Origin of the sequence: Roseixanthobacter psychrophilus, from assembly GCF_043195195.1 — a bacterium.
GTDB lineage: Bacteria > Pseudomonadota > Alphaproteobacteria > Rhizobiales > Xanthobacteraceae > NCEH01.
Window position 1 is genome coordinate 53,052 of sequence record NZ_JBAFWT010000025.1, and the last position, 18,919, is coordinate 71,970.

An 18,919-nucleotide genomic window follows, 5' to 3' on the forward strand; every position below is an offset into this window, starting at 1 on the left:
TCATCGGCCATGGGTCGAAGCCCGCGCGGCGTTTGAGCGAAACGCTCTCCGCGCCGGTCGAGGACCGGGGCTTTGCCCTCCCACACGCACCCCCTCACCCCACGGGGAGAGGGCCGGGGTGAGGGGGCAAGAAGCGGATTCTCGACGCCCGCCCCTCACCCGCCCGCTACGCGGTCGACCTCTCCCCGCGGGGGAGAGGTGGGGAACAGGAGAGGGGGATAGGGGAAAATTTCCAGGGGCTTGCTTCTCTTGGTGTCTTGCCGCGCTTCCCACACGTACCCCCTCTCCCCGCCGGGGAGAGGGTCGGGGTGAGGGGGGCCAAGAGCGCATTCTCGATGCCCGCCCCGCACCCGCCCGCTGCGCGGTCGACCTCTCCCCGTGGGGGAGAGGTGGGGTACGGGAGAGGAAAGGGGGAAAACGTCCAGGGTCTTGCCGCAATCCCGCAGGGCGTCCTTGCCTCAGCACGTCCTTGCATCAGTCGGCGGACGTGCCCTCGGGCAAGGAGGCGCTCGCGTGCACGGGGGCGCTGGCGGGTGCGTTGGGGTCGCCCGGCTCGGTTTCCCAGGCGAGGCCGGGAATGGCGACGATGCGCCGGCCGAGGCCGTCCAGGCGGCACACGATCACCTGTCGCTCCTCCATGTATGCGAGCAGGCGCCGGGCCCGGCCGGGCGAGCGGCTGCCATAGGCGCGCGCCACATCGGCGTCGGAGGGGCAGGTGCGGCGGTCGAACGCGGCGCGGGCAAGCGAGAGGAACACGCCCTGCATGTCCTCCGGCAGCGCGCCGGCCATGGACAGCACCTCGGCCCAGGGGGAGTTTTCCGCCTCGGCCTCGGCAAGATCGATGCCCGCATGGGCCACCGCCAGCCGGCGCCGGAAGGCCGAGAGGCTGAGCGCCTCGCCGCCGATCCGGTGGATCCGGCAGCGCACCAGGAAATCCTGATAGAGCACCGAGATGGTGCGAAATCCCGCTTCGCTCTCGCTGAGAATCTCGCGCAGGGCCGCATCTATGGCGGCCTGGCGCTGCTCGGGCGAGAGGCTCGGCGCCTGCGGTGCGGATGGCTGGGGCGGGGCAGGGGGGCCCTTGCGGGCGAGCTGGGCCAGCACGTCGGCGGTGGGCGCCACCGCCGGTGGGCGGCGCGGCACCAGGGGGCGGCGGGCCTCGTCGGCGCCGGGGGTGAAGATCAGATCGTGGGCGTCCTCGGCGGCGGCGGGCTGCGGCATCGGCACCAGCTTGGGACTGGTGGAGCGGGCCGAGGTCTCCACCGGGCCGATCTTCACCGGCAGCGGCCGGCGCGCCAGGGCCGGGCCGAGGGCGATGAAATTGCCGCTTTCCAGATCGCGGAACATCTCGGCCTGGCGCCGCTCCATGCCCAGCAGGTCGGCGGCGCGGGCCATGTCGATGTCGAGAAAGGTGCGGCCCATGAGGAAGTTGGACGCCTCGGCCGCGACATTCTTGGCAAGCTTGGCGAGGCGCTGGGTGGCGATGACCCCGGCAAGGCCGCGCTTGCGGCCGCGCGACATGAGATTGGTCATGGCGCCGAGCGACACCTTGCGCGCCTCGTCCGAGACTTCACCGGCGGCGGCGGGGGCGAACAATTGCGCCTCATCCACCACCACCAGAACCGGATACCAGACATCGCGGTCGGCATCGAACAGGCCGCCGAGGAAGGCGGCGGCGGCGCGCATCTGCTGCTCCGCGTCCAGCCCCTCCAGATTGAGCACCACCGAGACCCGATGCTGGCGCACCCGCGCGGCGATGCGCTGAAGATCGGTTTCGCCGCGTTGGGCATCCACCACCACATGGCCGTAGCGCTCGGCCAGGGTGACGAAATCGCCCTCGGGGTCGATCACCGCCTGCTGCACCCAGGGCGCGCTCTGTTCCAGCAGACGGCGCAGGAGATGGGATTTGCCGGAGCCGGAATTGCCTTGCACCAGCAGGCGGGTGGCCAGCAATTCCTCAAGGTCCAGCACAGCCGTGCCCCCGCCTGCGCGGGTGCCGAGATCGATGGACACCTTGGCGGGCGCGGTCATCGCGGCAACCGTGCCGGGGCGGTAGGGGAAAGGCTCATGGCGGCACTCATATCGATTCCCACCGCGGGTTCAACCGCACCGCACGCGCAGCTCCTCCCCGCACCGGCGTTCCCACCGCCGCAGACGCTGCCCGCCGGCCGTGCGACGGAACCAGGGATGCGCGTGCCGCCTCCAAGGGCCTTGACGGCGCTCGGCGCCCTGTTACCTTCCCTGTCGAGTGGTCTCGTTCCGCAACGCTATGCCCCGTGAGGGCTGGCTCCTGCCGTGAAATCCGCAGGGCGTCGACGACCGGACACCGCTCCTCTTCCCAATCCCTAGGTGCATCGGCCGGAAACGGCGGCCTAACGCCGTTCGCAGGCCGTTGCGTGAGGACGACGCATGGGCGGGAACGCAGCGCACGAGGCGGTGGAGAGCTGGGACGCCGGCCACATGGGCTGCGGCGAACTGGTGATGCTGCTGCGCATCCGCCTCAAAGCCATGCCCGGCCGCGTGCTGGAGGTGATCGCCCACGATACCGGCGCGCCGGAGGACCTGCCCGCCTGGTGCCGCATGACCCGCAACGAATTGATCCGCCACGATCCGCAGACCCACAGCTTCCTGATCCGGTCGCGGCTGGACTGGAGCTGAACCCAACCCAAGGAGTGAGCCCGCATGCCCGGCAAGTTCGTCATTTCCATCAGCTGCGCCAAGAACGACACCGACAAGGCGACGGTCGGCTTCGTCATCGCCAATGCCGCCGTGGCCTCCGACAAGGAGACCGTGGTGTTCCTCTCCATCGAGGGCACGCGGCTGTCGCAGAAGGGCTATGCCGACGACATCCATGAGGAGGGCTTCGCCTCCTTGAAGGAGCTGATGACCAATTTCGCGGCGGCCGGCGGCACCATCTATGTGTGCTCGCCGTGCTTCAAGAAGCGCGCGCTCGATGAGGCGGCCCTGGTGGACGGGGCGAAGATCGTCGGCGGCGCCAAGCTCGTCGAATTCATGAGCGAAGGCGCGCCTTCCATCAGCTACTGAGCGAAACCGGGAGGCCGTGACGATGATCCCGATCCGGATGATGCTGGCCGTGTTCCTCGTCGCGGCGCTCGGCTATGTCGGCGTCTCGTTCGCGTTGTTCAAGATGCCGGCGAGCGCGCAGGCGGCCGAGGAATGCGGCTTCCTGCCAGAGGAATACGTGTCGCAGGGCACGCTCACCTATGAGCGGTCGCAAGCTTTCCTCGTCAGTTTCCAGCGCAAGCAGGAATATTTCACCGCCGCCACCCTTGGCCTTGCCGCCGCCTTCGCCGCCTTCGCCCTGCGGGTGGGGCGGCGCGGTGGGGCCGGGGCGGCCGGCCTTGCCGCCGGGGGCGGCCTGCTCGCCGTCTCGGCCCTGTGCATCGGCTGCCTCGCCCCCGCGCTCTCAGTGGTGGGCATCGGCATCGCCGGCAGCTTCCTGGTCGGCGTGCCGAAATGGCTCTTGTTCCTCAACACGCTGCTGCTGACCGGCTGGGGCACCTTGTTCCTGTCACGCCGCGCCACTGCCTGCCCGCTGCCCGGCGCCCGCGCCGTTTCCACCTGCGAGCCGCAGGCCAACGCCTGAAGGGAGAACGCCCGTGAAACAGGTCCTGATCGCCTTCGCTTCCGCCGCGCTGCTCGCCGGTCCCGCGCTCGCGGCCGATTATTCGACCGTCTTGACGCCGGCCAAGCCGGGCTGGCCGCTCGCCCACCCCATCGCCAGCGGCGAAATCGCGCCGCCGCCCTTCTCGCTGCCCTCCGAGCGCGGCGTGAACCCGGCCTATGTGCCCGGCCTTCCCGGCCTGCCGCAGGGCCGCGCCGTGACCGACGATTTCGGCCGCAAGCCGCTGAAATACGACGCGGTCTTCATTCGCAAGAGCCGGGTCGAGAACGGCGAGGTGGTGATCCCGCCCGGTGGCTTGGCCTTCATGGAGGACACCTGGGGCGGCGAGGTGGCGCTGCGCGGCGAGCAGGTGCCGGTGCTCGGCCGCCTGCCCACCTATGTCGACTACGACATGACGATCGAGGTGAAGGAGAACGTCACCATCCCGGCCGGCGGCAGCGTGGTGGTGGGCGGGCAGGTCTATAATTATTACGCAACCGTCGGCCATGAGAAGATGGCCAACCATTCGCTGCACGTGCGCACCATCGCCGGCACCGACTGGGAATGGGCGTTCGGCGCGCCGGAACTGTCGGGCACCGAGACCTCCTGGTGGGGCAATCGCTTCGCGCAGCTCTACAACCAGGGGCAGGCGCGCGAAATCTCCGGGCAGAAGCTGGTGTTCGACTGGATTTCCGGCGTCCGCATGGACCGCATTCTCCTCGCCGAGGACAAGGTGTTCGCCGGCCTTGCCGGGGCCGGCGAGAGCTGGCCGGTGGGCAATCGCACGGTGCGGGTGGCGGCGGTGGACGCTGCCGCCGGCACGGTGACACTGGAGCTGCTGGAGGGCGGCGCGGTCAAGGGATCGAAGACCCTCGGCCCGGTCAAGGCGGACCTGCTGATCGAGGATACCACCGCCCGCAAGGCGCTGGTGTTCGAGGACGGCGACATGGTGGCCTTCCTCTCGCCCTGGCCCACTGCCTTCGAGGGCGGCAAGGCCAATCTGAAGGTCTACGGCAAGGCGTTCAGCCTTTCCTACGGCACCGATTACGCCCGCGATCCGCGCTTCGCGGTCTATCCGGTGGGCTGCCCCACCGGGCACAATTTCGGCTTCCTGCTGGTCAACAAGAGCGAGATCCGGCTGAAGCCCGGCACCTCGGTGGATGGCCCCGAGGGCTATTTCAAGATCGCGGTGGACCAGGTCGCGGGCGATGCCGTCACCGCCTGGCATGTGGAAGACGCCCAAGGCAACCGCTCGATCAATCTTGGCGGGCCGCAGGTCGCCAATGTCGATCTGGTGCTCGGGCAGGGGCGGGTGGCCGGACAGGCGATCCTGAAGGATGTGGGGCGCGCCATGCTCGCCCGCTCCTACGCCACCGCCGCCCGGCTGGAGACCGCCGCATTGCCCGCCGACCAGAAGACCCAGGCGGCGGCCGCGCTCCCCGCCGCCCCTCCCGCCGCCGCGTCTGCGGCACCGCAGCCGCACATCGTCGAAGCCGGCATCTCGCCTGCGCTCGCAATCGCCGTCGGCATCCTCGCCATCGGCGCGGGGGCGGTCGGTTACGAAGTCGGCCGGCGCCGCAAGGCGTGAGCGCCCTGCCGGCCCATCAGTTGAGGATCGCGTCATGACCTTAGGCGGCGAAAGCCAGATCCATCGCCCGGACGTCTCCTTCGACGGCGGCGATCTCGATTGCGGCAACGGGCTGCTGTTGCTGATCCGCCGGCATATCGATCCGCTGCCGCGCGGCGGGCTGCTGGAAATCCTGTCCTCGGAAATCTCGGTGGACGAGGATTTGCCGGCTTGGTGCCGGCTCACCGGGAACGAGCTGGTGTCCTTCACCAAGGTGGAGCGCCAGCGCTCGTTCCTGGTGTGCAAGGGCACGCTCGCCGAACGCGCGCCCGCCCCGCCGGCCGCCGCGCCCATGGCGGCTCCTATCCCCGCCGTGCCGGCACGCACGCGCGTTCCGGTGGGGCCGCCGGCCATCCCGCCTTTGGCCGTGACCGGCATCGGCTCCTGGCCCCGCCCGCGCTGGATGATCGAGGCGATGCACGCTTATGTGGAAGGCCGGCTGTCCGAGGCCGCGTTCCAGGAGACCGCCGATGATGCGGTGCGCCTCGCCATCGCCGCGCAGGAGAAGGCGGGCGTCGACATCGTGACCGACGGCGAGCAGCGGCGCGACAGCTATGCGAGCTTCGTCGCGAGCCGGCTCGACAATTGCCAGCTCATCCCGCTCACCGACCTGCTGCCGCTGGTCGACGATCCCGAGGAGTTCCAGGCGGAATTGCGCGCGCTCGACATTCCGGCCGGGGACGTGCGCCATCCGGCGGTGTTCGGCAAGCTTACGCGCTCGCGCCCGCTGGTGGCCCATGAGGTGGATTTCGCGCGCGGCGTCACCGCCAAGCCGGTGAAGGTGGCCTTGCCCGGCCCCTATCTGCTCACCCGCACCATGTGGATGGAATGCATTTCCGACCGCGCCTATGACACCCGCGAGGCGCTCGCCGAGGACATCGTGCGGGTGCTGCGCGAGGAATTGGCCGAGCTGATGGATGCCGGCGCGGCGCTGGTGCAGTTCGACGAGCCGGTGCTGTCCGAGGTTGTGTTCTCCGGGGCGAAGAACAAGCGCAGCTTCATGTGCGGCGCGCTTTCGGAATCGCTCGCGCCGGAGCATGAACTCGGCTTTGCCCGCGACCTGCTCAATGCGGTACTGGAGGGCGCCCCGCGCCATCGCACCGCTTTGCATGTGTGCCGGGGCAATTGGACCCCGGATGAAAGCGTTGCGCTCGCCGGCAGCTATGCTCCGCTGGTCGAGACCTTGGCGCAGGTGAAGGTGGGCGCCTATCTCCTGGAAATGTGCACCCCGCGCGCCGGGGAGATGGAGATTCTTCAAGCCCTGCCGCAGGAGGCGCGGATCGGCGTCGGGGTAGTCAATCAGAAGGACCCGCACGCCGAGGGCGTGGACGAGGTGGCGGCCCGCATCGCCCATGCCATCGATCTGTTCGGCCGCGAACGCGTGCTGCTGCACCCCGATTGCGGCTTCGCCACCTTCGCCGACAACCCGATCTGCTGCACCGGCTCGGCGCAGGAGAAGCTCACCGCCATCGCCCAAGCGGTCGCGCGGTTCCGCTAAGGCGGCTGAGCGGGGCGGCAAAGCTGCGCGGGTCGCGGAAAGGCTGGGCAGCGGCGGGGCGGGTCAGCTAGTTTGCCGCCATGGCTTTCCGCTTCGTCCACACCGCCGACATTCACCTCGATTCGCCGCTGCGCTCCCTCGCCCTGCGCAATCGCGAGCTGGCCGAACTGGTCGGCGACGCAACGCGCCGGGCGCTGGTCGCCATCGTCGACCTGTGCCTTGAGGAACAGGTGGATGCGCTCATCATCGCCGGCGATCTTTATGACGGCGACCAGACCTCCATGAAGACCGCGCGCTTCCTGGCCAGCCAGATGGAGCGCCTGCATCGGGCGGGGATCGGCGTCTTCAAGGTGCGCGGCAATCATGATGCGCTGTCGCGGATCACCCAGGAGCTGATCCTGCCGCCCTCGGTCAGGGTGTTCGGCGCCCGCGCGGATGCGGTGGAGCTGCGCTCCGGCGCGCTCGACATCGTGGTCCACGGCTTGAGCTTCGCCAAGCCGCAGGCGCCGGAAAGCCTGCTGCCCAAATTCAAGCGCCCGACCCCCGACGCGGTCAATATCGGCATTCTCCACACCAGCCTTGCCGGCGCGCCGGGCCATGACATTTATGCCCCCTGTGCGGTTTCGGACCTGCACGGCTGGGGGTTCGATTATTGGGCGCTCGGCCATATTCATGCGCGCACAAAGCACGCCGGCGACCGCGCGGTGATCATGCCCGGCATGCCGCAGGGGCGCGACATCAACGAGGCCGGCCCCAAGAGCGTGTCCCTGGTCACGGTGCGCGATGATCGAACCCTGCTGGTGGAGGAGCGGGTGACCAGCATCGCGCAGTTCGAGCGCATTCCCGTGGACCTGTCCGGCGCGTCCTCCTGGCGCGAGGCTATCGCGCAGATCGAGGGCGCGGTGGCGGCGCAGCGCGCCCGCACGACATCCGAGCATCTGGTGGGCCGGCTGATGCTTACGGGGGAAACGCCTTTGTCCTGGCGCCTGCGCCGGGATCGCGACCTGCTGCTGACCGAGGTGGAACAGCGCGCCGCCGGTCTCGGCCGCACGTGGATCGACAAGATCGAGCTGGCCACCCATGCGCCGAGCGCCGAGGCGGCGCAGCGCTCCGCCGACCCGGTGTTTGAGCTTGGTGAATTGATGGCGGCGGAGGAGGGCGATCAGCTCGGCATGCGGCAGAGCGTGCGCGAGCTGGTGGAAACGGTGCGGGACGACCTGCCCCCCGAGGCGCGCGGCTTCAGTGGCGACAGCGCGGTCGCGTTCGATGCCTTTCTCGACCGGCTGCTCAGCGAGGGCCGGGCGGATGTCCTCGCCCGCCTCACGCCGCGCGAGGGTGGAGCCGACTGATGCGCCTGCGCCGGCTTGACCTCACCCGCTATGGCAAGTTCACCGACCATGCCATCGATTTTGGTGCGCGCACCGAGGGCGTGCCGGACCTGCACATCGTCTACGGGCTGAACGAGGCGGGGAAATCCACCGCCCTCTCCGCCTATCTCGACCTGTTGTTCGGCATCGAGGAGCGCAGCCGCTACAATTTCCTGCACCCCTATAGTGCCATGGAAATCGGCGCCACGCTGGAATTTGGCGATGGCCTGCATGAGCTGAAGCGGGTGAAGCAACGCAGCTCTTCCCTGCGCGACGGAAACGGCCACGCCGTGAACGAAGCCCTGCTCAGCGTGCCGTTGGCCGGGCTGAGCCGCGAGGCCTATCGCCTGATGTTCTCGCTCGACGACCAGACCCTTGAAGAGGGTGGCAATGCCATTCTCGAAAGCAAGGGCGATCTTGGCGAACTGCTGTTTTCCGCCAGCGCCGGCCTTGCCGACCTGAGCCGGACCTTGGAGGGGATCGCCGCCGAGGCCGATCAAATCTTCCGCAAGCGCGCCAGCACCACCGAGATCGCCGGCCTCAAGCGACGGCTCGCCGAGCTGAAGGCCCAGCGCGAGCAGATTGACGTGCAGGCCTCCGCCCATGCCGCCCTGGTGGCGGCGCTGGGGCAGGCCGAACAGGCTTATGATGCGGCGAACAAGGAGCGCGCCGCCGCGCGGACACGGCAGGATGAGCTTGGCCGGGTGCTGCGCGCCGCCCCCCTTGCCGATGCCTGGCGGCAGGCGGACGCGGCGCGTGCCGCCCTTGCCCATCTGCCGCGCCCGCCCGCCCAGTGGGCCGGGGAGCTTCCCGCACTGATGGTGGACGACACGCGGCTTCAGACCCAATGGAGCAGCCTCGACGCGCGCGAACAGCAACTGCGCGGCGAGATCGCCGGCCTCGTTCCAGACCCACGCCTCCTGGCGCTGGGCGAACGGCTGGAGCAGCTTGCGGCGGCCTCGGTTCCCTATCTCGGGGCGCTGGATCATCTGCCCAAGCGCCGCGCGACCTTGGCCGTGCTCCAGGGACGCATCGGCACGCTTCTGCGCGCCCTCGGCCGGGAGGATGAGGCGGAGGGCGAACGCCTGCTGGTTCCGGCGCCTGTGGTCGGCACGCTGCGCGATTTGATCGAGCAGCGGTCCGGCGTCGCCGCCGACGCGGACGCCTGCCGCGCCGAACTTAACGCCGCCATCCTCGCGCTGGAGCAGGCGCGTGCGGATCGCAGGCGCCTTGATGGCGGCGATGCGGATGCCGGCCGGGTCGCCGCCGTGCGCGAGATCGTCATGCGGGTGCGGCAAAGCGATCTGTCGGCGGGCCTGCGCCTCGCCGCGCGCGACCTGCCGCAGGCCGAGCGCCTGTTTGCGGACGCCTGCGCCGCCCTTGCCCCCTGGGCGGGCGATGGCCCCGCGCTGCGGGCCCTTTGCGTGCCCGACGGGCGGCAGATCGAACAATGGCGCGGCGCCCTGTCCGCGCTCGAAACCCGCCGCGCGACCCATGACGTGCGCCTGCGCGAACTTGCCACCCAGCTTCGCGAGCAGGAGGTTGGCCTTGGCACGCTCCAGGTGGCGGCGGGATCCCTCGACGACGCCAGCGCGGCGGCCCTGCGCGCCGCGCGCGAAGCCGCCTGGACGCAGCATCTCGCCGCGCTGGATCGCGAGAGCGCGCTGGCCTTCGAGGGGCAGATGCGCGCGGCCGATGCGCTCGCCGACGCCCGCCTCGCGCAGGCGAACGATGTCGCCGACATGCGCAGCCTTTCGGCAGCCATCGCCTTGACGCAGGCGCAGGGAGACCGGCAGCAGGATCTCTTGGACGAGGTCGCGCGCGCGCTTGCCGATTTGCGGGCGCAGGTGCGTCGGGAGATGCCGGTCGGGCTCGATTTGGCGGCCGATGCGCCGCTCGCGCTCTGGCTGGCGCGGATCGAGCGCTGGACGAAGGATCGCGAGACGGCCCTTGCCGCTTATGAGGCTTTGCGCATCAGCCGCGATGCCGCCGCGAGCGCCGAGGCCGAAGCCGAGCAGGCCCGCAGCGCTCTTGCCGAGGCGCTCGCCGCCTTCGGTGCGGCGACGCAGGGGCTTTCACTGGGGGCGCTGACGGAGCTTGGGGACAGCGTCCTTGCGCAGGTTGCCGACCGCCAGAAGGCTCGGGACGCCGCCGATGGAGCCATTCGTGAACAGGAGCGCGCCCATGCGATCCGCAAACGCGCGGCGGACGATGCGGCCGCCGCCATGGCGGCCTGGCAGGGCAAATGGACAGCGGCGCTCGTCGGCACCTGGTTTTGCGATCGCGCCGCCGATCCGGTCGCGGTCCGCGCCATTCTCGACGTGCTCGGCGATCTCACGGCCGAACTGCGCGAGCACACCGACATGCGGCACCGCATCGATGCCATGGAGCGCGACCGGCAAAGCTATGTCGCCGAGGCCGAGGCGGTGTTTTCAGAGCTTGGCGAACGTCTCGACCCGGACGCGGTGCTGGCCTCGGCGCGGGCGCTGGCGGAGCGCCATCAGCATGCCAAGCAAGCGCTCCAGCGCCGGGGCGAGAAGGAAGGGGAACTGGCCACCCTCGCCGAGGATCGCGCGGCACTCACCCACGACCTTGCCCTGCATGAGGCCCGCAAGAGCGAGCTGCTCGCTTTCCTCAATGTGAGCGACCTGATGGCGGCCCGGCACGTTCTGGAGCAATGCGCCGCGCGCGACCGCCTGGAGGGCGAGGGCCAGCGGCTCGCGATGCAGATGGTTGCCGAGATGCAGGCGCCTTCACGCGAAGCGGCGCTGGAGCGCCTCGCCGATCTCGATCTTGCGGCGCTGGCGCGCGAAAACGCCGAGCTTTCCGGCCGGCTCGCGGATCTCGACGAACGGGTGAAGGAGCTGTTCGCCGAGCGGTCGCGCGCATCGGACCGCCTCAACGCCATCGGCGGCGACGATGCGGTGGCGCGGCTAGAGGGCGAGCGGCGCACCGTGCTGCTGGACATCGAGGATCAGGCGCTGCGCTTTCTGCGCCTGAAGACCGGCGGGCTCATGGCCGCGCAGGCGCTGCGCGCCTATCGCGAAAAGCATCGCAGCGCGATGATGAACCGGGCCTCGCAGGCGTTTCGCCTGATGACGCGCGAGGCCTATTCCGGCCTCGCCACCCGCCCCGACAAGGACCGCGAGACGCTCATCGGCCTTGCGCGCAACGGCGGCTCCAAGCTTGCCGCCGACATGTCCAAGGGCACGCGGTTCCAGCTTTACCTGGCGCTGCGGCTTGCGGGCTATGAGGAGTTCGCGGCCGCGCGACCCTCGGTGCCCTTCATCGCCGATGACATCATGGAAACCTTCGACGAGCCGCGTTCGCAGGAGGTGTTTCGCCTGTTCGCCCGGATGGGCGAGGTGGGGCAGGTGATCTATCTCACCCACCATCGCCATCTGTGCGACCTCGCCCGGCAGGTGGTCCCCTCCGCGCGGGTGCATGACCTCGGCTCCACGCACGCGGGCCCCCGAAGCCCGCGCGGCGCCTGAGCGAGGCCTGCTCGGCCTTGGTCGAAGACCGGGGCCGTCGGCACGAACAGCCCGCGCGGCGCCTGAGCGAAGCCTGCTCGGCCTTGGTCGAAGACCATGGCCGTCGGCACGAAGATCCCGCGCGGCGCCTGAGCGAGGCCAGCTCGGCCCTGGTCGAAGACCGGGGCCGTCGGCATGAACACCCCGCGGCGGATCAGTGCCGCAGGCCGGGGGCTTCCTGGCCGGTGCGGGCGACATATTCGGTATAGCCGCCGCCATATTGGTGGATGCCGTCCGGCGTCAGTTCCAGCACCCGGTTCGACAGGGCGGCGAGGAAATGCCGATCATGCGAGACGAACAGCATGGTCCCCTCGTAATTCGCCAAGGCGGCGACGAGCATTTCCTTGGTGGCGATGTCGAGATGGTTGGTGGGCTCGTCCAGCACCAGGAAGTTCGGCGGATCGAAGAGCATTTTGGCCATCACAAGGCGCGCCTTCTCGCCGCCGGAGAGCACCCGGCACCGTTTTTCCACATCGTCGCCGGAGAAGCCGAAGCAACCGGCCAGCGTGCGCAACGCGCCCTGGCCGGCCTGCGGGAAGGCATCCTCCAGGGTCTCGAACACGGTGCGCTCGCCTTCCAGCACATCCATCGCATGCTGGGCGAAATAGCCCATCTTCACGCTGCCGCCGCGCACGACCGTGCCGCTGTCCGGCTCCGTGGTGCCGGTGGCCAGCTTCAGCAGGGTCGACTTGCCGGCCCCGTTGATGCCCATCACCGCCCAGCGCTCGCGCCGGCGCACATGGAAGTCCAGCCCCTCATAGATGCGGCGCGCGCCATAGCTCTTGTGGACATTCTTGAGGCTGACCACATCCTCACCGGAGCGCGGCGCCGGCAGGAATTCGAACGCCACGGTCTGGCGCCGGCGGGGCGGCTCCACGCGCTCGATCTTGTCGAGCTTCTTCACCCGGCTCTGCACCTGAGCGGCATGGGAGGCGCGGGCCTTGAACCGTTCGATGAAGGCGATCTCCTTGGCCAGCATGGCCTGCTGGCGCTCGAACTGCGCCTGCTGCTGCTTCTCGCTCTGGGCGCGCTGCTGGGCATAGAATTCATAATCGCCGGAATAGGTGGTGAGCGCGCCACCGTCGATCTCCACCACCTTGTTGACGATGCGGTTCATGAAGGCGCGATCATGGGAGGTCATCATCAAGGCGCCCTCGAAGCCCTTGAGGAAGGCTTCCAGCCAGATCAGGCTCTCGATGTCGAGATGGTTGCTCGGCTCGTCCAGCAGCATCACCTCGGGCCGCATGAGCAGGATGCGGGCGAGCGCTACGCGCATCTTCCAGCCGCCCGAGAGGCGGCCCACGTCGCCCTCCATCATCTCCTGCGAGAAGCCGAGACCCGCCAGCACCTCGCTGGCGCGGCCCTCCAGCGCATAGCCGTCCAGTTCCTCGAACCGCGCCTGCACCTCGCCGTAGCGCGCGATGACGGCGTCCATCTCATCGGCCCGGTCGGGATCGACCATGGCGGCTTCCAGCGCGCGCAGTTCGGCCGCGATGGCGCTGACCGGGCCGACGCCGTCCATCACCTCGGCCAGCACCGGCCGGCCGGCCATATCGCCCACATCCTGGCTGAAATAGCCGATGGCGGTGCCGCGATCGACCGAGACCTGCCCCTCGTCCGGCGTCTCCTCGCCGTTGATGAGCCGGAACAAGGTGGTCTTGCCAGCGCCATTGGGGCCGACGAGGCCGATCTTCTCGCCCTTGAGGAGGGTCGCAGACGCCTCGATGAAGACGATCTGCTTGCCGTTCTGTTTGCCGATGGAATCGATACGGATCATGCGCGCGCGGAACCTTGGGGAAAATCTGCTGCGCGCTTAGGCCATTTGGCGCGCGGGGGGAAGAGCGCAGATGGCATGGCAATCCCGCCGCCGCCGGCAAATGCCGCCGCTCAGTTCAGCGGCGAGAAGGGCAGGGGGGTGAGCAGCGAATTTTCCTGGCTCAGCCACCGCCGCGCGCCGCCCGGCGCCGGCCAGATGCCACCCGCGATCGCCTGCGCCCGCAGCGCGGCGCGCTGATCCAGGCTCTGATAGGCCCACATATGGATGACCGTGAGCGGGTCACCGTCCACGCTGTGCATCATGAGAAGGCCGGGCGACATGGCCAGGCGGCGCGGGGCGAACTGGCCCCAGGTGTCCAGCAATTCATCGAGGGCGGAAGGGCGGAAGCTGTAGCGGCGCATCTCGTGCAGCGGCCCATACGCGCCGGGCTCCGGCACCGGGCTGAAGGGCATGAGCCGATAGCTCTCGCTTGCCACATGCGTGGTCCATTCGCCCATATCGCCGAGCCAGCCGGTATCCGGTTTCGCCGTGGAGGATGCCGCATCGTCAGTCCTGCGCCGCAGCAGCAGAACGTCATTGACCTGCCCGAACTCCGTGCCCCAGGCGCCGATGAGATCGGCGGGCACGCGCTCCGGCAAAAGGGCGAGCGCATCATTCATGCGCCCGGGGGCAATGGTGAGGGTGGTCAATTCGTATGTCATGGCAGCAGCCGTCTGTCGGAAGGGCGATCCCGCGGACCGCCGGCCCGCTGGTATAGCGCGGGCGGCGTGACGCCCGAAAGCCAAAGCGAATGGCCCGCGGTGGCAGCGCACACAGTTTGATGTTGCGTTGCGGCAAAAAGGGCGATAGCAGGGATCATCATCAGGACCCGGTGTGACTCCGGGTGGCTCTTCCGGCCGCCGACCCGCCGGACAACGCAAATGACAGTGCTGTCCCGCCCCGCCTTATTCGTGCGGGCGGACGTCTATTGCGGAATGCCTCATATGATCACCCGTCTTCCCTATTTCCGTGAATGGTTCTCCAACATCCGCGGCGATGTGCTCGCCGGCATTGTCGTCGCCCTGGCGCTGATCCCCGAGGCGATCGGATTTTCCGTGATCGCCGGGGTGGACCCCAAGGTGGGGCTCTATGCCTCCTTCGCCATCGCCTGCGTCTCCGCTTTCCTCGGCGGCCGGCCCGGCATGATCTCGGCGGCAACGGCGGCGACGGCGGTGGTCATGGTCAGCCTGGTGCGCGACCACGGCCTGCAATATCTGTTCGCCGCCACCATCCTCATGGGGTTTTTGCAGATCGTCGCCGGCTTGCTGAAGCTCGGCCGGATCATGCGCTTCGTCTCGCGCTCGGTCATCACCGGCTTCGTCAATGCGCTCGCCATCCTGATCTTCATGGCGCAATTGCCGGAACTGATCGGGGTGCCGGTTCAGACCTATGCGATGGTCGCTGCTGGCCTCGCCATCATCTATCTGTTTCCGTATCTGACCAAGGCCGTGCCCTCGCCGCTGGTGTCCATTGCGGTGCTGACGGGCTTTGCCTGGTGGTCGGGCATGGATCTGCGGACCGTGGGCGATCTCGGCGCTCTGCCCTCCAGCTTCCCGGCCTTCCTGCTGCCCGACGTGCCGCTGACCTTCGACACGCTGAAGATCATCTTCCCCTATTCGGCGACGCTCGCCGCCGTCGGCCTGCTGGAATCCCTGCTCACGGCGCAGATCGTCGACGATATGACCGATACCTTGAGCAATAAGAGCCAGGAATGCGTGGGCCAGGGGGCGAGCAACATCGCCTCCGCGCTCATCGGCGGCATGGGCGGTTGCGCCATGATCGGCCAGTCGGTGATCAACGTCACCTCCGGCGGGCGCGGGCGGCTCTCCACCTTCGTGGCGGGGGCGTTCCTGCTGTTCCTGATCCTGGTGCTGGACGATCTGGTGCGCATTATTCCCATGGCGGCGCTGGTGGCGGTGATGATCATGGTCTCCATCGGCACCTTCTCGTGGCGCTCGATCCTCGACCTGCGCAGCAATCCCATGCCCTCCTCCGTGGTGATGCTGGCGACGGTGGCGACCGTGGTCGGCACCCACGATCTCGCCAAGGGGGTGCTGGTGGGGGTGCTGCTGTCCGGCGTGTTTTTCGCCGGCAAGGTGGCGCGCATGGTGTCGGTGACCCGGACGCAGGAGGGCGCGCGCATCACCTACACCGTCCTGGGGCAGATCTTCTTTGCCTCCTCCGAAGTGTTCCTGCGCGGCTTTGATTTCGAGGAGAAGCCGGCCGAGGTCATCATCGATCTCACCCACGCCCATTTCTGGGACATCACGTCCATCGGCGCCCTCGACAAGGCGGTGATGAAATTCCGGCAGACGGGCGCGCAGGTCACGGTGCTCGGCCTCAATGAAGCGAGCGCGACCATGGTCGATCGCTTCGCGCTCCACGACAAGGACGACGCGCAGCCCGCCCCGCTCCATTAAGCGCCAACGCGGCCTCGCGAGCCGCGTGGGCTTCACCTGCCGCGACGATCGCGCCGCAGGTGGGGTGGGCCCGCGGCGCGTCTCAGTTTGAACTTTGAAGGTTGGCGATAGCCATTCAATGGCTCTCACATCCAGACTGGCTCCGGCGCGATGTCGGTGCGGCTGGACCGGGCGTCGGGAGCCGCGGCGCTGATCTCGCGCGGTGGCGCTGCTCAAACGGCCTTGATCGCCGGCACTCTGAGGCACCCTGCCGGCGATAAATAGGAGCCGGCCCGCCTTTTCTCCCCCTGCAATATTTACTTGAAGATCCGGTGCACACCCTTGCCGCGCCATGCGTGCGGCTGGTTTCAGACCGGTCGAGCCGTGCGGGGTTTCGGCCTCGGCCGGCGGTATGGGTAGAATCAAATAAACGATTTGATCCACGTCATAAGCGCGATCGTTTAGATATTGGGTATGCTGATTATATAATCACGTCCTCCAATGCGCGTGCTCACAATCTACGCATGGATGCGCCAAACGGGCGCGAGGATTTCTCCTCCATATGGGCCGCACGCTTTATGCGAAGCCCTCCCGGACCCTGGGGTGCGGGCACCAGAGATTTCTGCTGTCTTGATCTAACTAATTTTAAATATTGAATTAATTTTTGGAATTGGGCGTCGTTGCGCGCGTCGCGCAGCGGTCGATCGCAGCGGTGTGGCCGAGGAATAGCCCATGCTCCTCAATGCGCAGGCCCGCAAGAAGCGCCGCAAAAAATATGCGCACACACCCTCATTGGAAAAAAAGTTTCTCTCGAATATCATCAATATCGCAAATTGCTTACGCGGATGATTAGTTCGATCGGTCGCCTTCTGCCAATCGTGACCGCCGAATGTCAGTGCGTCCAATAGCCCGTTATGCGGGTCGGTTTTGCGTTGAGGAGCTAAACGCATGCAACATTTTTATGCTTCGTCAGACATCGGCGGTACCTTCACGGATACGACCGTGCTCGATGGCGATGGAGTGCTGACGCGCTACAAATCCAGCACGGTGCCAAGCGATCCGGTGAAGGGGGTTCTCGCGACATTCGAACTCGCGGCCGAAGCCCGGCAGATGGGCCTCGGGGATTTCCTCGGCAAGACCCGCCTGTTCTCGCACGGGACAACCATCGCCACGAACTCGGTGTTGACGCGCAATGGCGCCCGGGTCGGCGCCATCCACACCCAGGGGTTCGGCGACACCCTCTTCATCATGAAGGCCTACAAGTCCACCGGGCTGGATGAGGCCGCCCGCAAGAATTTTCGCAAGCTCACCAAGCCGACGCCGTTTCTGGATCGCACGATGGTCCGTGAAGTGCCGGAACGGGTCGACTACAAGGGAGATGCCATCCTTGCTCTGGACGAGGTGGCTGCGCGCCTCGCTGTGAAGAGCCTGATCGCGGCGGGTGCGGAAGCGATCGCCGTCTCCCTTCTGTGGTCCTTCAAATTCCCCAAGCACGAACAGCGTATCAAGGAGATTATCCTCGAAGAGGCGCCGGACATGTTCGTAACGCTGTCCAGCGACATCCTTCCGCGCCTCGGCGAATACGCGCGATCGCAGACTGCCGTGCTCAACGCCTTCCTGGGACCCAAGGTCAAGAAGGCGATGACGTCCCTCGACACCTCGATGCGCGGCAGCGGCCTGCCGCGTGAGCCTCTGCTCATGCGTTCCAACGGCGGTGTCATGGCCGCCGGGAAGGCGGCGGACGAAGCGGTCGGCATTCTGCTGTCGGGTCCGGTGGGCGGCGTCGTTGGCGCCCAGCTCGTCGGCCAAATGGTCGGCAGCGGCAATGTGATCTCCACCGACATGGGCGGCACCAGCTTCGATGTCGGCCTGATCGTGGATGGCCGACCGCTGATCCAGCGCGAGACCTTCATGGAACGCCAGCCGCTGGCTGTGCCCTCGGTGACGGTGGACACCATCGGCGCGGGCGGCGGCAGCATCGCCTTTGTGGAAAACGGGCGCCTGCGCGTGGGGCCAGAGAGCGCCGGCGCGGTTCCCGGCCCGGTATGCTACGGCGCCGGCGGCACCGATCCGACAGTGACCGACGCCGATGTTGTCCTCGGCGTCGTCAATCCCGATAATTTCCTCGGCGGCCGGATGAAGCTCAAGGCAGATCTCGCGCGAAAAGCGATCGAGGAGAAGATCGCCAAGCCGCTCGGCATCTCCGTGGAGGAGGCGGCGTCCGGCATCAAGCGCATCGTCGACAGCCACATGGCCGACCTGGTGCGCCAGGCGACGGTGCATCGCGGCTACGATCCACGCGACTTCGTGCTGGTGGCTTTCGGCGGCGCGGGTCCGACCCACGCCTACAGCTATGGTGCGGACCTCGGGGTGAAATGCGTCATCGTCCCGCGCACCGCTTCGGTGCTGTCGGCCCACGGCATCCTGATCTCCGACCTGGTGGTGACGCGGGAAACCTCGCAATCCCTGATCTCGCCGCCGGGTTCGGACAAGTTCTCCACCTTCATCAAGGCCGGCGACATCAACAGCATCTTCGAGCAGTTGCAGTCCGACGCCATGGGGGAACTGGAAGCGCAGGGCATTCTCATCGAGAGCGTCCGTTTCGAGCGCTATGTCGACATGCGCTTTCGCCCTCAGATCTTCGATCTCTCGGTTGATCTCTCGACTTTCCCGCTCGCCGACCCGGACGTGGATGCGCTCGTCGAGCACTTCATCGAATCCTATGAGGCCCGGTTCGGCAGCGGCTCGAGTTTTCGCACCGCGGGCATCGACATGTCGGCCTTCCGGCTGGTGGCGGTATCGAAGCTCAACCGGGTCGAGCAAAGCGGCGAAGTCGCCGAGGCCGACAGCAGCATGACGCCGACCGGCTCGCGCCGGCTCTACGAGGCCGGCACCTGGTACGACGCGGCAATCTACGACGAGCGCGCCGTGAAGGCGGGCGGAGAGATCAGCGGCCCGGCCATCGTCGAGCTGGACGACACGACGATGGTCATCGGGCCGGCGCAGAAGGCCTCGGTCGACCGCTTCCTGAACATCATCATCAAGACAAACTGA

12 protein-coding genes and 1 other annotated feature are annotated in these 18,919 nt (G+C 67.8%); of the genes, 9 read left to right on the forward strand and 3 right to left on the reverse strand.

Going from position 1 to position 18,919, the window contains the following annotated elements:
* Nucleotides 1–474: 474 nt before the first annotated feature.
* Nucleotides 475–2,031, reverse strand: coding sequence for an ATP-binding protein (locus V5F77_RS19410; protein ID WP_429006992.1), 1,557 nt, complete (start codon nt 2,029–2,031; stop codon nt 475–477).
* 378 nt (nt 2,032–2,409) lie between these two features.
* Between V5F77_RS19410 and V5F77_RS19415 the strand changes: the two genes are divergently transcribed.
* From V5F77_RS19415 to V5F77_RS19445, 7 genes are all read left to right on the forward strand, one after another.
* Nucleotides 2,410–2,658: a sulfurtransferase TusA family protein gene (locus V5F77_RS19415; protein WP_429006993.1), complete on the forward strand. Its 249-nt coding sequence runs from the start codon at nt 2,410–2,412 to the stop codon at nt 2,656–2,658.
* Nucleotides 2,659–2,682: 24 nt separating this feature from the next.
* Nucleotides 2,683–3,045 carry a DsrE family protein gene (locus tag V5F77_RS19420; protein ID WP_429006994.1) on the forward strand — a complete coding sequence of 121 codons (363 nt, stop codon included), beginning with the start codon at nt 2,683–2,685 and terminating at the stop codon, nt 3,043–3,045.
* A gap of 22 nt (nt 3,046–3,067) precedes the next feature.
* A complete protein-coding gene (locus V5F77_RS19425) occupies nt 3,068–3,607 on the forward strand; it encodes a hypothetical protein (RefSeq protein WP_429006995.1) in 540 nt (179 codons plus the stop codon).
* A gap of 13 nt (nt 3,608–3,620) precedes the next feature.
* Nucleotides 3,621–5,213, forward strand: coding sequence for a hypothetical protein (locus V5F77_RS19430; RefSeq protein ID WP_429006996.1), 1,593 nt, complete (start codon nt 3,621–3,623; stop codon nt 5,211–5,213).
* A 34-nt stretch (nt 5,214–5,247) separates the two neighbouring features.
* Complete coding sequence (locus tag V5F77_RS19435; RefSeq protein WP_429006997.1) at nt 5,248–6,750, forward strand: 5-methyltetrahydropteroyltriglutamate--homocysteine methyltransferase; 1,503 nt, start codon at nt 5,248–5,250, stop codon at nt 6,748–6,750.
* Nucleotides 6,751–6,830: 80 nt separating this feature from the next.
* A complete protein-coding gene (locus V5F77_RS19440) occupies nt 6,831–8,099 on the forward strand; it encodes a metallophosphoesterase family protein (protein ID WP_429006998.1) in 1,269 nt (422 codons plus the stop codon).
* Entirely contained in the window at nt 8,099–11,611 is a 3,513-nt protein-coding gene (locus V5F77_RS19445) for an AAA family ATPase (protein WP_429006999.1), read from the forward strand. The genes V5F77_RS19440 and V5F77_RS19445 overlap by 1 nt, the downstream gene beginning before the upstream one ends.
* Nucleotides 11,612–11,804: 193 nt before the next feature.
* Here V5F77_RS19445 and V5F77_RS19450 read toward each other — a convergent pair whose 3' ends face one another.
* Together V5F77_RS19450 and V5F77_RS19455 are read right to left on the reverse strand one after the other, a co-directional pair.
* Complete coding sequence (locus V5F77_RS19450) at nt 11,805–13,427, reverse strand: ABC-F family ATP-binding cassette domain-containing protein (RefSeq protein WP_429007000.1); 1,623 nt, start codon at nt 13,425–13,427, stop codon at nt 11,805–11,807.
* Between the two features lie 110 nt (nt 13,428–13,537).
* Complete coding sequence (locus V5F77_RS19455) at nt 13,538–14,128, reverse strand: NIPSNAP family protein (protein ID WP_429007001.1); 591 nt, start codon at nt 14,126–14,128, stop codon at nt 13,538–13,540.
* Nucleotides 14,129–14,288: 160 nt separating this feature from the next.
* Nucleotides 14,289–14,344 (forward strand) — a sequence feature (sul1 is cis-regulatory element that is thought to sense ions involved in sulfur or methionine metabolism; They are found in Alphaproteobacteria).
* A 66-nt stretch (nt 14,345–14,410) separates the two neighbouring features.
* Between V5F77_RS19455 and V5F77_RS19460 the strand changes: the two genes are divergently transcribed.
* The gene (locus V5F77_RS19460; protein ID WP_429007009.1) at nt 14,411–15,886 is read left to right on the forward strand and encodes a SulP family inorganic anion transporter; all 1,476 of its coding nucleotides are present in this window, start codon (nt 14,411–14,413) and stop codon (nt 15,884–15,886) included.
* Nucleotides 15,887–16,813: 927 nt separating this feature from the next.
* The gene (locus V5F77_RS19465) at nt 16,814–18,919 is read left to right on the forward strand and encodes a hydantoinase/oxoprolinase family protein (RefSeq protein ID WP_429007002.1); all 2,106 of its coding nucleotides are present in this window, start codon (nt 16,814–16,816) and stop codon (nt 18,917–18,919) included.